Source organism: Streptomyces sp. NPDC049687 (assembly GCF_044465285.1).
GTDB lineage: Bacteria > Actinomycetota > Actinomycetes > Streptomycetales > Streptomycetaceae > Streptomyces.
In genome coordinates this window covers 65,264-78,263 of sequence record NZ_JBITLN010000018.1, presented here as the reverse complement: position 1 = coordinate 78,263, position 13,000 = coordinate 65,264, and the positions used below count along the sequence as shown (strand labels likewise).

At 69.1% G+C, this 13,000-nt stretch carries 12 protein-coding genes, 1 other RNA gene and 1 pseudogene; 7 read left to right on the top strand and 7 right to left on the bottom strand.

Going from position 1 to position 13,000, the window contains the following annotated elements:
- Positions 1 to 23 precede the first annotated feature (23 nt).
- The 3 genes from ACIBVL_RS37765 to ACIBVL_RS37755 form a co-directional block, all read right to left on the bottom strand.
- The gene (locus tag ACIBVL_RS37765; protein ID WP_399104798.1) at positions 24 to 800 is read right to left on the bottom strand and encodes a hypothetical protein; all 777 of its coding nucleotides are present in this window, start codon (positions 798 to 800) and stop codon (positions 24 to 26) included.
- Between the two features lie 135 nt (positions 801 to 935).
- Positions 936 to 1,136, bottom strand: coding sequence for a DUF397 domain-containing protein (locus ACIBVL_RS37760; RefSeq protein WP_399104796.1), 201 nt, complete (start codon positions 1,134 to 1,136; stop codon positions 936 to 938).
- Positions 1,137 to 1,144: 8 nt separating this feature from the next.
- Positions 1,145 to 1,996: a helix-turn-helix domain-containing protein gene (locus tag ACIBVL_RS37755; protein WP_399104794.1), complete on the bottom strand. Its 852-nt coding sequence runs from the start codon at positions 1,994 to 1,996 to the stop codon at positions 1,145 to 1,147.
- 200 nt (positions 1,997 to 2,196) lie between these two features.
- On the opposite strand from ACIBVL_RS37755, the gene ACIBVL_RS37750 reads away from it, so the two are divergent.
- The 7 genes and pseudogenes from ACIBVL_RS37750 to ACIBVL_RS37720 all read left to right on the top strand — a co-directional run bounded on the left by ACIBVL_RS37750 (position 2,197) and on the right by ACIBVL_RS37720 (position 9,665).
- Complete coding sequence (locus tag ACIBVL_RS37750; protein WP_399104792.1) at positions 2,197 to 2,610, top strand: ATP-binding protein; 414 nt, start codon at positions 2,197 to 2,199, stop codon at positions 2,608 to 2,610.
- 1 nt (position 2,611) lies between these two features.
- A pseudogene (locus tag ACIBVL_RS37745) lies at positions 2,612 to 3,133 on the top strand (hypothetical protein); the annotation flags it as partial.
- A gap of 226 nt (positions 3,134 to 3,359) precedes the next feature.
- Entirely contained in the window at positions 3,360 to 4,658 is a 1,299-nt protein-coding gene (locus ACIBVL_RS37740; RefSeq protein ID WP_399104790.1) for an ABC transporter substrate-binding protein, read from the top strand.
- Positions 4,655 to 5,560, top strand: a complete 906-nt coding sequence (locus ACIBVL_RS37735) for a carbohydrate ABC transporter permease (RefSeq protein WP_399104787.1) — start codon at positions 4,655 to 4,657, stop codon at positions 5,558 to 5,560. The genes ACIBVL_RS37740 and ACIBVL_RS37735 overlap by 4 nt, the downstream gene beginning before the upstream one ends.
- Positions 5,557 to 6,381 carry a carbohydrate ABC transporter permease gene (locus ACIBVL_RS37730; protein ID WP_399104785.1) on the top strand — a complete coding sequence of 275 codons (825 nt, stop codon included), beginning with the start codon at positions 5,557 to 5,559 and terminating at the stop codon, positions 6,379 to 6,381. Before ACIBVL_RS37735 ends, ACIBVL_RS37730 begins: the two co-directional genes overlap by 4 nt.
- A gap of 15 nt (positions 6,382 to 6,396) precedes the next feature.
- Positions 6,397 to 8,664: an alpha-xylosidase gene (yicI, locus tag ACIBVL_RS37725; protein ID WP_399104783.1), complete on the top strand. Its 2,268-nt coding sequence runs from the start codon at positions 6,397 to 6,399 to the stop codon at positions 8,662 to 8,664.
- Positions 8,658 to 9,665, top strand: coding sequence for a LacI family DNA-binding transcriptional regulator (locus ACIBVL_RS37720; RefSeq protein WP_399104781.1), 1,008 nt, complete (start codon positions 8,658 to 8,660; stop codon positions 9,663 to 9,665). The genes yicI and ACIBVL_RS37720 overlap by 7 nt, the downstream gene beginning before the upstream one ends.
- Positions 9,666 to 9,717: 52 nt before the next feature.
- Here ACIBVL_RS37720 and ssrA read toward each other — a convergent pair.
- The 4 genes from ssrA to ftsX form a co-directional block, all read right to left on the bottom strand.
- Positions 9,718 to 10,112: a transfer-messenger RNA gene (gene ssrA / locus ACIBVL_RS37715) on the bottom strand.
- 91 nt (positions 10,113 to 10,203) lie between these two features.
- Entirely contained in the window at positions 10,204 to 10,746 is a 543-nt protein-coding gene (gene smpB / locus ACIBVL_RS37710; RefSeq protein WP_399104933.1) for an SsrA-binding protein SmpB, read from the bottom strand.
- An 80-nt stretch (positions 10,747 to 10,826) separates the two neighbouring features.
- The gene (locus ACIBVL_RS37705; protein ID WP_399104779.1) at positions 10,827 to 12,005 is read right to left on the bottom strand and encodes a S41 family peptidase; all 1,179 of its coding nucleotides are present in this window, start codon (positions 12,003 to 12,005) and stop codon (positions 10,827 to 10,829) included.
- 68 nt (positions 12,006 to 12,073) lie between these two features.
- Complete coding sequence (ftsX, locus tag ACIBVL_RS37700) at positions 12,074 to 12,991, bottom strand: permease-like cell division protein FtsX (protein ID WP_399104777.1); 918 nt, start codon at positions 12,989 to 12,991, stop codon at positions 12,074 to 12,076.
- Positions 12,992 to 13,000 lie beyond the last annotated feature (9 nt).

Sequence of the window (13,000 nt, the reverse complement as noted above, 5' to 3'; positions counted from 1 at the left end):
GCCAGAGGACTGGGCGGCCCCGCTCACCCGGAGGCAGGGGCGCCGTCGGTCGCGTCGGTCATGTCGTCGGAGCGCAGCAGGCGCAGGAACGCCTTCACGCCCGCGATGATCTCCTGGTTGTCGGTGAGGCGGTTCACCGTGGACTCGAACTCCCTGCCCAGCGCGGCGATCCGGCGGTCCGTCGCTTCCGCCCGCTCGTACGTGCTCATGGCCAGCGCGTCGACGGTGCGGCGCAGTTCGGCGAGGGCTTTGTACTGCTCCTCCGTCTTCTCCTCCAGAACCCGCGTCCCGGCCTCGGCGCGGTCCACGCGGGAACGCAGTTCGACGACGTCGTCCCGCGGATAGGTGACGTCTTTCAGGAGGGTTCCCAGGCGTCGGCGGAGCTGGCCGAAGTACGCGCCGGCCGGACGGAAGAAGGTGCTCAGCACGAAGAACACGGCGAACCAGTAACCGGTGAACTCGCCCGTCGCCCAGGTGATCGCGCAGACGACCGCCGCCGTCAGGACGTGGCCCGCGACCGCCGCCCGGAGCATCGCGCGGGCGATGCGCGCGGCCTCGGCGTCCCGGGCCGGGGAGATGTCCATCCCCTTCCCTCGGCTCACCGCGATCTCGGCGAGCACGGCATGCGCACGGAAGTACAGGTTCCAGGGCAGTGTGAGCAGGAGCGTCAGCCACAGCAGGCTCAGCACACCCGCCGCGACGGCGAACACCACTGCGGTCGGCGCCCCCGCCACGTAGGCGAGGATCAGTGCCGCGGCCGCCGCCCCGACGGCCACGACCGCCCCCAGAAGTCTGCCCATGCCCCCGCCCCCCGGTTGGCCTGCCGGTCCGTCCGATCCGTCCTGTCCGTCAACACAGTCCATCGTCCCCGGGCCGGCGGGGGTTGGCATGAGTAGGCGTACTCAAGGAAGGACGAGGGAGCGGCTTCGGCGCGGTCAGTCCTGGCGGGAGGGGACGCCCGTGCGTATGCCTGCCAGGAGGTGGGCGAGGGTGGTGGGGGTGGTGGTGAGGACGGTGGCGGGGGTGTCGGACTCGCGGAGGTGGAGGGTTCCGGGGGTGGAGGCCAGTTCAAGGCAGTTGTCGCCGTCACCGCCGCCGGAGAAGGATGACTTCCGCCAGTTGCCGGGAGCGATCATGGCGCACCTCACAGTTCCTTCGCGAGTCGGTGGATGAAGTCACGCGAGCGCTCGGGCTCGAGCGACGCAGCCTCCACCTTACGGAAGAGCGTTCGAAACGCTCCGAGTTGAGCTTCGGAGTCGATGAACGCCGCACCTTGGGGTGCGTCGCGTACGACGGTGTCCAACTTGGAGACTGAGCCACCCGCGTACATCATCGTGTTCCAAGCTCCCGCGAAGCCGTCGAGGTCGAACGGGATCACGCGCACGGTGACGTGGTCCGACTCCGACAACTCAAGAATGCGGTCGAGCTGAGCGCGTGCGGCAGTACGGTCGCCGACCCGGATGCGCAGAGCAGCTTCGTGGATCACGGCTTCGTAGGGGATGGGAGCGTGGCCCTCAATGATGGTCTTGCGACGCATCCGGTGCTGTACGCGCAGCTCTGTGTCTTTGGGCGGGAGTTCGGGAACTCTATACGAGTAGATGGCGTGTGCGTACGCCTCCGTCTGGAAGAGGCCGGGGACGGTCAGGGACTCCACATCGAGCCGGTAGGAAGCGTGGTGCTCCAACTCGGCGATGTCGAGGAACCGCGCGGGCAGAAGGCCTCGGTACTCCTCCCACCAGCCCCGAGTGCGATCGGTCGCCATGGCAACCAGCGCCTCGATCAACTCTGCATCCTCGCAGGAGTAATGAGCGGCGAGGCTCCGTAGGCGCTCCTCGCTGACGCCGGCGGTACCAGACTCCATCTGACTCATGTGTGCAGAGTCCGAACCGACCAAGGCAGCGGCTTCGCGGGCCTTGAGGCCTGCGGCCTCACGCAGTTTCCGCAGCTCAACGCCCAGACGTTCTTGGCGTGCTGTGGGCTGGCGCCTGCGTGGCATCGCTTCCTCCTCGCCCCCCAACTTCCCTGAGGGAGTGACTCGTTCGAGGGGCAGATTACGACAACGACTTGCAGGGACCCAAATTTTACCCATACCGTCGGTGACGCGAACTTCACGCAGCGGAAGCGCACCGCCCCGTCCTGCCATGACGGCTGCGGCACTGCCACCGCCTCCAATCCTCAGCCGACCGGAGCTGCCCCATGCCTGAAAACGACTGCGACTCCTGGGAGTACTCCCTCCACATCCCCACCGACCCCAGAGCCGTCACCGTCTCCCGCCGTACCCTCCGCCTGATCCTCACCCTCCACCACCTCCCCCACCTCATCGACACCGCCGAGCTCCTCGCCTCCGAGCCGGTCTCCAATGCCGTACTCCATACCAAGGGCCCCGCCTGCCTGCGCATCCGCCACCGCGCCGGCGTCCTGCAGATCGGTGCCTGGGACGCCGACCCCGCACCCCCCGAGCCGCCGGGTGACTTCACCGAACCGGCCGACGCCGAGAGCGGGCGCGGCTTCGCCCTCGTACGGTCCTGCTCCGACCTGTGGGGATGGCAGCCCCTCTCCCGGCTCGGCCTTCGCGGCAAGCTGGTCTGGTGCGAACTGGGAGCCGCGTAAATGGTCACCTCGTCCCACGAGGCCGTTCGTCCTCGGGCCGGAGAACGTACCCCTGATCGCCACCGAGCAGGAGGCCAGACGAGATCCACCCCTTGCGGTGCTCTCGGCCATGACACACGGCCGCGGACGGCAGGCCCCGGCGATACTGGAATCGCTGGAAGCCGCCCTGCGGACCATGGACCGCGAGACCGCCGCGGTCCTCGCGCAATTCGTCGACTCGTGCCTGGCAGACCCCCAGGCCCGGCAGATGTGGAGGGACCTCATGACGGCCATGCAGTACTTCTGGCGGCACCCGTTCGCCGAGGAGGCCAGGGAGGAAGGACGAGAGGAAGGACGAGAGGAAGGCCGCGTCGGGGCGCTCGCCGAGATGACCCTGAACATCCTGCGCTGGCGCGGCATCGACGTCCCCGAACCCGTACGCGCCCGCGTCGAAGCCTGCACGGATCTCGACCAGCTCACCGCTTGGTCGGAGCGCGCCGTCCACGCCACCACCGCCGACGACCTCTTCACCGCCGTCGAGTAGACACCACTCCCGAGCGGGCCCCGCTCCCCCGGACGCCGGGCCCGCATCGCACACACCTCCGGCCAATTCCCGCCCACCCCATTGACGCACGTCACAGCCGCCGCCTACCTTCCCCCGTCGAAGCGCTTCGACGTCACGCATCGAAACGGTTCGACGATCTCGTCGAACGCCGCGTGACGGCTGTTCCTGCCCGGAGAACCATCCCGAACTCCCCTGGAGGCACAGGATGTTGACGGCAAGAAGGCGTGCGATGGCGAGTGCGGCGGCGGCCCTGGCGGGCGCCCTGCTGCTGGCCTCCTGCGGTGGATCGGGGAGCGGCGGCTCCTCCGACCCCAAGACCCTGCGCCTGTGGCACTACGAGGCCCCCAACAGCGCGATGGGCGTCGCCTGGGCGGAGGCGATCAAGGAGTTCGAGGCCCAGCACCCGGGTGTGAAGGTGAAGTTCGAGGAGAAGAGCTTCGAGCAGATCCAGAAGACCGCCCCGATGGTCCTCAACTCCTCCGACGCGCCCGACCTCATGGAGTACAACAAGGGCAACGCGACGGCGGGCCTGCTCTCCAGGCAGGGGCTCCTCACCGATCTGTCCGCCGAGGCGGCCGAGCGCGGCTGGGACAAGCTGGCGAGCGCCGGCGTACGCACCACCAGCCAGTACGACGACAACGGTGTCATGGGCTCGGGCAAGTGGTACGGCGTGACCGACTACGCCGAGTACACGATGGTCTACTTCAACAAGGACCTGTTCGCGAAGTACGACGTCCCCGAGCCGAAGACGTTCGACGACCTGGTCTCGGCGATGGACACCTTCGCCGGCCACGACATCACCCCGCTCGCCAACTCCGGCGCCGAGTACCTCGCCCACCAGTACCTGTACCAGCTGGCGCTGTCCCGGGCCGACCGCTCCTGGGTCGACTCCTACGAGCTGTACCAGGGGAAGACCGACTTCCACGACGCGGCCTGGACGTACGCGGCGGAGACCTTCGCCGACTGGGTGGAGAAGGGCTACATCGGCGAGAAGTCCAGCGGCGCCACCGCCGAACAGGCCGGTGTCTCCTTCCTCCAGGGCAAGGCGCCGATCCTGTTCTCCGGCAGCTGGTGGTACGGCCGCTTCCAGGACGAGGCGACGTTCGACTGGGGCACCACCCTGTGGCCCGGCTCGGACCTCACCCTCGGCTCCGGCGGCAACCTCTGGGTCGTCCCCAAGAGCGCGGGGAACAAGGAACTCGCCTACGACTTCATCGACATCACCCTGTCGAAGAAGATCCAGAACCTGCTCGGCAACAAGGGCGGCGTCCCGGTCGCGGCGGACACCGCCGCCATCACCGACCCGAAGGCCAAGAAGCTCATCGCCGACTTCAACACCCTGTCCGGCCGGGACGGCCTCGCCTTCTACCCCGACTGGCCGGTCCCCGGCTTCTACGACGTCCTCGTCTCCGAGACCCAGAAGCTGATCACCGGCAGCGAGAAGCCGGACGCCTACCTGGACGCGTTGCAGAAGGCGTACGACAAGGGCGTACCGAAACGATGACACGCGCCCGGGACTCGTACACGTTCTACCTCCTCCCCGGGGTCGTGGCCTTCCTCGCGGTGATCGTCGTCCCGTTCCTGATGAACACGGGGGTGAGCTTCACCGACTGGCAGGGGGTGGGCAGTCCGTCGTGGTCCGGACTCGCCAACTACCGGGAGCTGGCCGACGACGCGGACTTCTGGGAGTCGTTCCGGCACAGCCTGTTCATGGTCGTCGCGATGGCGGCCGTACCGACCGCGGTCGGCCTGGTGCTCGCGGCCGCCCTGTTCGACTACGTCGGCAGGCACTTCGGCAGCAGGGTGACGGCCGTCCTGCGGGCCTGCTTCTACCTCCCCCAGGTGCTGCCGATCGCGGTCGCGGGGATCGTGTGGAGCTGGATCCTCGCCCCCGACAACGGCACCCTCAACGAACTCCTGAGGGCGATCGGGCTGGGCGGGTGGCAGCAGGACTGGCTGGGCGATCCCGATCTCGCGCTCTACAGCGTGATGGCCGTGATGGTGTGGGTGCAGCTCGGCTTCCCGCTGGTGGTCTTCATGGCCGGTCTGCAACGCGTCGACCCCCAGCTCCACGAGGCGGCCGCACTGGACGGCGCCGGCTGGTGGCGCCGCTTCCGGCACATCACGCTGCCGCAGCTCCGGCCGGAGATCTACGTCGTCCTGACCTGGTGCACGATCGCCGCGCTGAAGGTGTTCGGCGCGGTGTACGTCCTGACGAAGGGCGGCCCCGGCGGCGCGACGGACGTCCCCTCCTACTTCTCCTTCACCACCTTCTTCGAGAAGACCCAGGTCGGCTACGGCGCGGCGATCTCCACGGTGCTCACGGTGATCATCCTGGCCCTGTCCCTGGTCGGCCTGAGACTGCAGACGCGCGCCGAGGACGCCGAGGAAGGGGCACGCGCATGAGGAGCGCCCTACGGCGTTACCCGGTCCTGATCGCCCTCTGCCTCGCCGCGCTCCTCATGGTCGTCCCGTTCCTGATCGTCGCGGTGAACGCGGTCAAGTCCCCCGCGGAGTACTCGCAGGACGGCCCGCTGAGCCTGCCCGACGGCCTCTATCTGGACGGTCTGAAGGACTTCTGGGAGCGGGTGGACTACACCCGGAAGCTGGTCAACTCGCTCGTCATCAGCGGCTCGGTGGCGGTGTGCGCGGTGGTCCTGTCGATCCTGAACGCGTACGCGATCGGCATCGGGAGGATCAGGGGCCGCACCTGGGTCCTGGCCTTCTTCGTCCTGGCGAACACGCTGCCGCAGGAGGCGCTGGTCTACCCCGTCTACTACCTGAGCAAGCAGGCCGGCCTCTACGACACCCGGCTGAGCGTGATCATCGTCTTCACGGTGATCCAGGCGGCCTTCGGGACGTACCTCCTCTCCTCCGTCCTGGGCCGGTTCCCCCGCGAGATCATCGAGGCGGCCCGCATCGACGGGGCCACCACCTGGCAGGTGCTGTGGCGGATCGTCGTCCCGGTCAGCCGCCCCACCCTCGGGGTGCTCCTCGTCTTCTTCTTCGTCTGGACCTGGAACGAGTTCCTGCTCCCGCTGGTCATGCTGGTCTCCAACGACAACCAGACGGTGTCGGTGGCCCTCGGCGTCCTCCAGGGCCAACGGCTGATGGACGCCACGATGACCAACGCGGCCGCCCTGCTCGGTGTGCTCCCCGCCCTCGTCTTCTTCCTCGTCTTCCAGCGCACGCTCACCCGCGGCATAGCGGTGGGCGCCGTGAAGTAGTTAGGACCCCCCACCATGAAGTTCTCCGACGGTTACTGGCTGCTGCGCGAGGGCGTCACCGCGGCGTACCCCGCCGAGGTCCTCGACGTCACCGAGTCGGACGGCACCCTGGAGATCCACGCGCCGACCCGGCCCGTCCGCGGCCGCGGCGACCTGATGACGGGACCGGTCATGACGATCACCGTCCACACCCCGATGCCCGACGTCATCGGCCTGACCCTGACCCACTTCACGGGCGAGCGCCCGCGCGAACCCGCATTCGAGCTGACCGAGGAGGAGTTCTCGCCCCAGCTCTCCCACGACGACCGGCACGCGACCCTGACCTCCGGCGCGCTGTCGGTGCGGGTGGCCCGCTCAGGCCCCTGGCACGTGGAGTTCCTCGCCCACGGCCGCACCCTCACCTCAAGCGGGCCCAAGGGCATGGGCATCCTCCGGGACACCGCCACCGGCGGCCACTACCTGCGCGAACAGCTCAACCTGGGGGTGGGCACCTCCGTCTACGGCCTCGGCGAACGCTTCGGCCCCCTGGTCAAGAACGGGCAGGTCGTCGACATCTGGAACGCCGACGGCGGCACGGCCACCGAACAGGCCTACAAGAACGTCCCCTTCTACCTCACCGACGCCGGCTACGGCGTCTTCGTCGACCATCCGGGCAAGGTGAGCTTCGAGGTCGGTTCGGAGACCGTCTCCCGGGTCCAGTTCAGCGCCGAGACCCAGCAGTTGACGTACTACGTCATCCACGGCCCCACCCCGAAGGAGATCCTCCGCAGATACACGGCCCTCACCGGCCGCCCGGCACTGCCGCCCGCCTGGTCCTTCGGGCTGTGGCTGTCGACCTCCTTCACCACCTCCTACGACGAGGAGACGGTGACCTCCTTCATCGAGGGCATGCGGGAGCGCGAACTCCCGCTGTCGGTCTTCCACTTCGACTGCTTCTGGATGCGGGAGTTCCAGTGGTGCGACTTCACCTGGGACCCACGGGTGTTCCCGGATCCCGAGGGCATGCTGGCCCGGCTGAAGGCCAAGGGCCTGCACATCTGCGTATGGATCAACCCCTACATCGCCCAGCGTTCGCCGCTGTTCGCGGAGGGCAGGGACCTCGGCCATCTGCTGCGCCGGCCCGACGGCGGCGTCTGGCAGTGGGACCTGTGGCAGCCGGGGATGGCTCTGGTCGACTTCACGAGCCCCGCCGCCCGCGACTGGTACGCCGGGAAACTGGAGACGCTGCTCGCGCAGGGCGTCGACTGCTTCAAGACCGACTTCGGCGAACGCGTCCCGGTGGACGTGGAGTGGTCCGACGGCTCCGACCCGGAGCGGATGCACAACTACTACACGTACCTCTACAACCGCACGGTGTTCGAGGTGCTGCGCAAGCACCGGGGAGAGGGGGAAGCCGTCGTCTTCGCGCGCTCGGCGACGACGGGCAGCCAGAAGTTCCCCGTCCACTGGGGCGGCGACTGCGAGGCGACCTACGAGTCGATGGCCGAGTCGCTGCGGGGCGGCCTGTCGCTGGGCCTGTCGGGCTTCGGCTTCTGGAGCCACGACATCGGCGGCTTCGAGGGCACGCCGACCCCGTCCCTCTTCAAACGCTGGCTGGCCTTCGGCCTCCTCTCCTCCCACAGCAGACTCCACGGCAGCTCCTCCTACCGGGTGCCCTGGCTGTTCGACGACGAGTCGGTGGACGTCCTGCGCCACTTCACCCGGCTCAAGCTGCGGCTCATGCCCTACCTCCACGAGGCCGCGCGCGTCGCCCACGAGGAGGGGCTGCCGGTGATGCGGGCGATGGTGCTGGAGTTCCCTGAGGATCCCGGGTGCGCGTACCTGGAACGGCAGTACATGCTCGGCCCCGATCTGCTGGTCGCGCCCATCTTCAGCGACGAGGGAGACGTCTCGTACTACGTCCCCGAGGGCACCTGGACCCACTACCTCACCGGGCGCACGGTGACCGGACCGCGCTGGGTGCGCGAACGCCACGGGTTCCTCAGTGTGCCGCTGCTGGTACGGCCGGGCACGGTGCTGCCGGTGGGCGCGCACGCCGACCGCCCCGACTACCCGCACGCCGACGGGGTCACCCTGCGGGCGTACGGCCTGGAGCGCGGGGCGCAGGTGACGGTACGGGTCGGGGAGGTGACCTTCACCGTCGTACGGGAGGGGGACACCCTGCGGGCCTCGGCGAGCGACCCGTCGGCGCCCTGGGCACTGGCGGCGGGGGACGGGGTGGCGCGGGCCGACGCGGGAACGGGTTTCCTGACCCTCGACGTTCCGGAGCCGCGCTCATGGTGAAGATCACGGATGTGGCGCGGCAGGCCGGGGTCTCCCCCAGCACGGTGTCGTACGCCCTCAGCGGCAAGCGCCCGATCTCGGCGGAGACCCGGCGGCGGGTCGAGGCGGCCGCCCGTGAGCTGGGCTACCGGCCGCACGCGGGCGCACGGGCGCTGGCGAGCAGCAGATCGAACGTCCTGGCCCTCGTGGTCCCCCTGCGGGCCGGCATCCATGTCCCGGTCGTCATGCAGTTCGCGGTGTCGGTGGTGACGGCGGCGCGACGCCACGACCACGACGTCCTCCTGCTCACCCAGGAGGAGGGCGAGGAGGGCCTGCGCCGGGTGGCGGACACGGCCCTGGTGGACGCCCTGATCCTCATGGACGTCCAGCTGCACGATCCCCGCCTGCCGCTGCTGCGCTCCCTGGACCGGCCGTCGGTGACGATCGGCTTCCCCGCCGAGCCCGACGGGCTGACCTGCATCGACCTCGACTTCCGGGCGGCGGGTGAGGTGTGCGTGGAGCATCTCGCCCAGTTGGGCCACCGGGTGGTGGGCCTGGTCGGCTCCCCGCCGGAGGTCTACGTGCGCGGGACGGCGTTCGCGCAACGTGTGGTCCAGGGCTTCACCGCGGCCGCCGACCGGAACGGCCTCGCCTGCGCCGTCCACCCCTGCGAGGCGACCCCGGCGGCGGCCCGGCGGGTGGCGGAGCGGCTCCTGCGCGAGCAGCCGGCGCTGACGGGGGTGGTGGTCCACAACGAGGCGGTCCTGGAACCGCTGATCGACGCCTTCGAGCAGCTCGGGCTGAGCGTCCCGGGCGATCTGTCGGTGACGGCGATCTGTCCGGACGAACTGGCCGACAGCCTCCGCATCAGCTCTGTGGCGCTGCCGTCGGCGGAGGTCGGCGAGCGGGCGGTGGAGCTGCTGATGGAGAAGCTGGGCGGCGGCACCGCCCCGGAGGCGACCCTTCTCCAGCCCCGCCTCACCCGGCGGGCGAGCACCGCGCCGCGGGCTCTGGGGGCGTGAGCAGCACGAAGGCCCCGCCGCGTATGCGACGGGGCCTTCGCCCACATGGGATGAGTGGAGATGGCGGGAATCGAACCCGCGTCCAACGGTGCGGAATCAGGGCTTCTCCGTGTGCAGTTCGCTGCGATTTTCTCGGCCCCGGCGATCACGCGAACAAGTCGCCGACGGGCCCAGTCACTGTTTGGTTTCCCTCTTCACCCCGTGACCGGGATCAAGGTTTAGTCCCCTAGCTGATGCCAGGATCCGGGTCGGGAACGAGCCCGGGCTGACACTCCCATGAAGGAGCTAAACGATCACTACCTGATCAGGCAGCGAGAGCGTAGAGCTCGGGAGAATCGCTCTTGGAATTGGCGATTATTTTTTGCGACATATGGTTTACGAGATCATTGCCGCTTTCTCGACACGCTTCCCCTGCTTCGACAGCCGCTGTCGAAACCGATCATCCCCATGTTGTGTTCTCAAACCGTGCACCCTCTGTTGGGGTGCGGTGCCATCGTACGTGACCAACGCACGCGGATGCCACCGTATTCCCGCGAGGCTACACGGCCCGCTGCTTCCGCTTCGCCGCCGCGATCGCCCGGTCCGACTCCCGCCGGTCCTGCTTCTCGCGGAGGGTCTGCCGCTTGTCGTACTCCTTCTTGCCTCGCGCCAGCGCGATCTCGGCCTTCGCCCGGCCGTCCTTGAAGTAGAGGGCGAGCGGCACGATCGTGTGACCCGTCTCCTCCGCCTTGACCGCCAGCTTGTCGATCTCCTCGCGGTGCAGCAGCAGCTTGCGCTTGCGGCGCGCGGAGTGGTTGGTCCAGCTGCCCTGGCTGTACTCCGGGATGTGGGCGTTGTACAGCCAGGCCTCGCCCCCGTCGATCTGGACGAAGCCGTCGGTCAGCGAGGTCCGTCCCTGACGCAGCGACTTCACCTCGGTGCCGGTGAGTACGAGCCCGGCCTCGTAGGTGTCGATGATCGCGTAGTCGTGGCGGGCCTTCTTGTTCTGGGCGACGATCTTGCGCTTGCCGCCCTTCTCGCCGTCCTTGGACTTGGCGGCCGCCCCGCCCTGCTTGGGCTGGGACTCCTTCGGTACGTACATTCCCTTGCTCATAGTGCGGCCATTTTCGCACCTGGAAGGGGTTGGAGGGAAAGCCGATTACGCGCGGTGCGCCCCTGGGGTCAGGACGGGTCCCCGAGACCGCTGAGCACGGTCTCCGCCCGCTCCAGCGCCCCCTCGGTGACCTCCAGGTCGGGGGTGATGCCCCGGCCGTCGACGGTGCGGCCGGAGGGGGTGCGGTAGTGGCCGACGGTCAGCTCGGCGACGGAGCCGTCGGGCAGCCGGCTCGGCATCTGCACCGAGCCCTTTCCGAAGGTGCGCGAACCCACGACGACCGCGCGGCCGCGGTCCTGGAGGGCGCCGGTGAGCAGCTCGGCGGCGCTCATGGTGCCGCCGTCGACGAGCGCGACGAGGGGGCGGTCGGTGTCGCCGCCGGGCTCGGCGTGCAGGGCGCGCTGGTCGCCGTCGACGTCGTACGTGGCGACGAGACCGCCGTCGAGGAAGGCTGACGCGGTGGAGGTGGCCTCGGTGACCAGTCCGCCGGAGTTGCCGCGCAGGTCGAGGACGATCCCGGCGTCGGCGGGAGCGTGCCGTACGGCGGTCTTGACGGCGTCGCCGACGCCCTTGGTGAACGCGGCGACCTTGATCACCCTCGCGCCGCCCGGGAGCTTGCGGACGGTGACCGAGTCCGTGGACAGCAGGGCGCGGCGCAGGGTCTCGCGCCACGCGCGGGTGCCGCGTTCCAGGCCGAGCGTGACGGGCGTGCCGGCGGGGGCGTCCGTGGCGTCACCGCGGAGTAAGGAGACGACCTCGGTGACCGGGCGGCCGTCGACGTCGTGGCCGTCGATGCTCGTGAGCCGGTCTCCGGACCGGATCCCGGCGTCGGCCGCGGGCGAGCCGGGCCGCACCCGGGTCACCTCGATCCGCCCGTCCGCCGCGCGCCGCGCCCACAGCCCGACGCCGGTGTAGCGGCCGTCGAGGGACTCCTCGAACTCCTCGTACTCGCCCGCGGAGTAGACGGCGGCCCAGCGGTCCCCGCTGCGGCTCACGGCGCGCTCGGCGGCCTCCGCGGGGGACTTGCCGACCGCGGCGGCCTCCTCGGCGGCCCGCGTCACGTCCTCCGCGTGCCCGGCGGACAAGGTGCCGGCCGCCTCGCGTGTCTCACCGGCCCCGGTCCGGCGGCCGTCCCCGGGCAGCGAGCCGGTCGCCGCCCCGGCGACGAGCACACTCGCGAACACCAAGGTCAGGGCGGCCCCGCGGCCGAAGCGGCGGGGCTGACAGAACAGGTCACGGCCTGACATGGCGGTGAGTCTAGGGGAACGTGAGGGGCCGCACGGTCGCTTGACCGTACGGCCCCAGGGGGTGTGCGTCACACCTTCAGGTACTTGCGGAGCGCGAAGAACGCGGCCAGGGCCGGCATCAGCAGGCTCGTGGCGAGGATGAGCGGGAGTTTCGTCAGTACGGCGTCCCAGCCGATGAAGTTGATCAGGTTGAGCTTCTCGGACAGGGCCAGGCCGTGGTCGATGATGAAGTACCGGGCGATCACCAGGAACCCGCAGGCGACCGTGCCGCCGATGAGCCCGGCGACGGCGGCCTCCGCGATGAACGGCGCCTGGATGTAGAAGCCGGAGGCGCCGACCAGCCGCATGATCCCGGTCTCACGCCTGCGGCTGAACGCCGAGACGCGCACGGTGTTGACGATCAGCATCAGCGCGACGACGAGCATCAGCGCCATCACCGCCCGCGCGGCCCAGTTCATGCCGTTGAGCAGCCCGAAGAGGTTGTCGAGGATCCCCTTCTGGTCCTGCACCGACTGCACGCCCTCGCGCCCGTCGAAGGCGGTGGCGATGACCTGGTACTTCTCCGGGTCCTTCAGCTTGATCCGGTACGACTCCTGCATCTGGTCCGGCGTGAGGGAGCTGGCCAGCGGCGAGTCGCCGAACTGCTCCTTGTAGTGCTTGTACGCCTCGTCCTGCGACTCGTACGTGACCTTCTCGACCACCGACATCTTGTCGAGGTCGGAATTGATCTGCTTCTTCTGGTCCTCGGTGACCGCGCCCTTGGCGCAGTTGGGGTCGGACTCGGCGTCGCTCTTGTTGCAGAGGAAGATCGAGACGTTGACCTTGTCGTACCAGTAGCCCTTCATGGTGCTGACCTGGTCGCTCATCAGGAGCGAGCCGCCGAACAGGGCGAGCGACAGGGCCACGGAGACGATGACGGCGAAGGTCATCGTCAGGTTGCGGCGGAGACCGACACCGATCTCGGAGAGTACGAACTGGGCACGCATGGCGTGTTC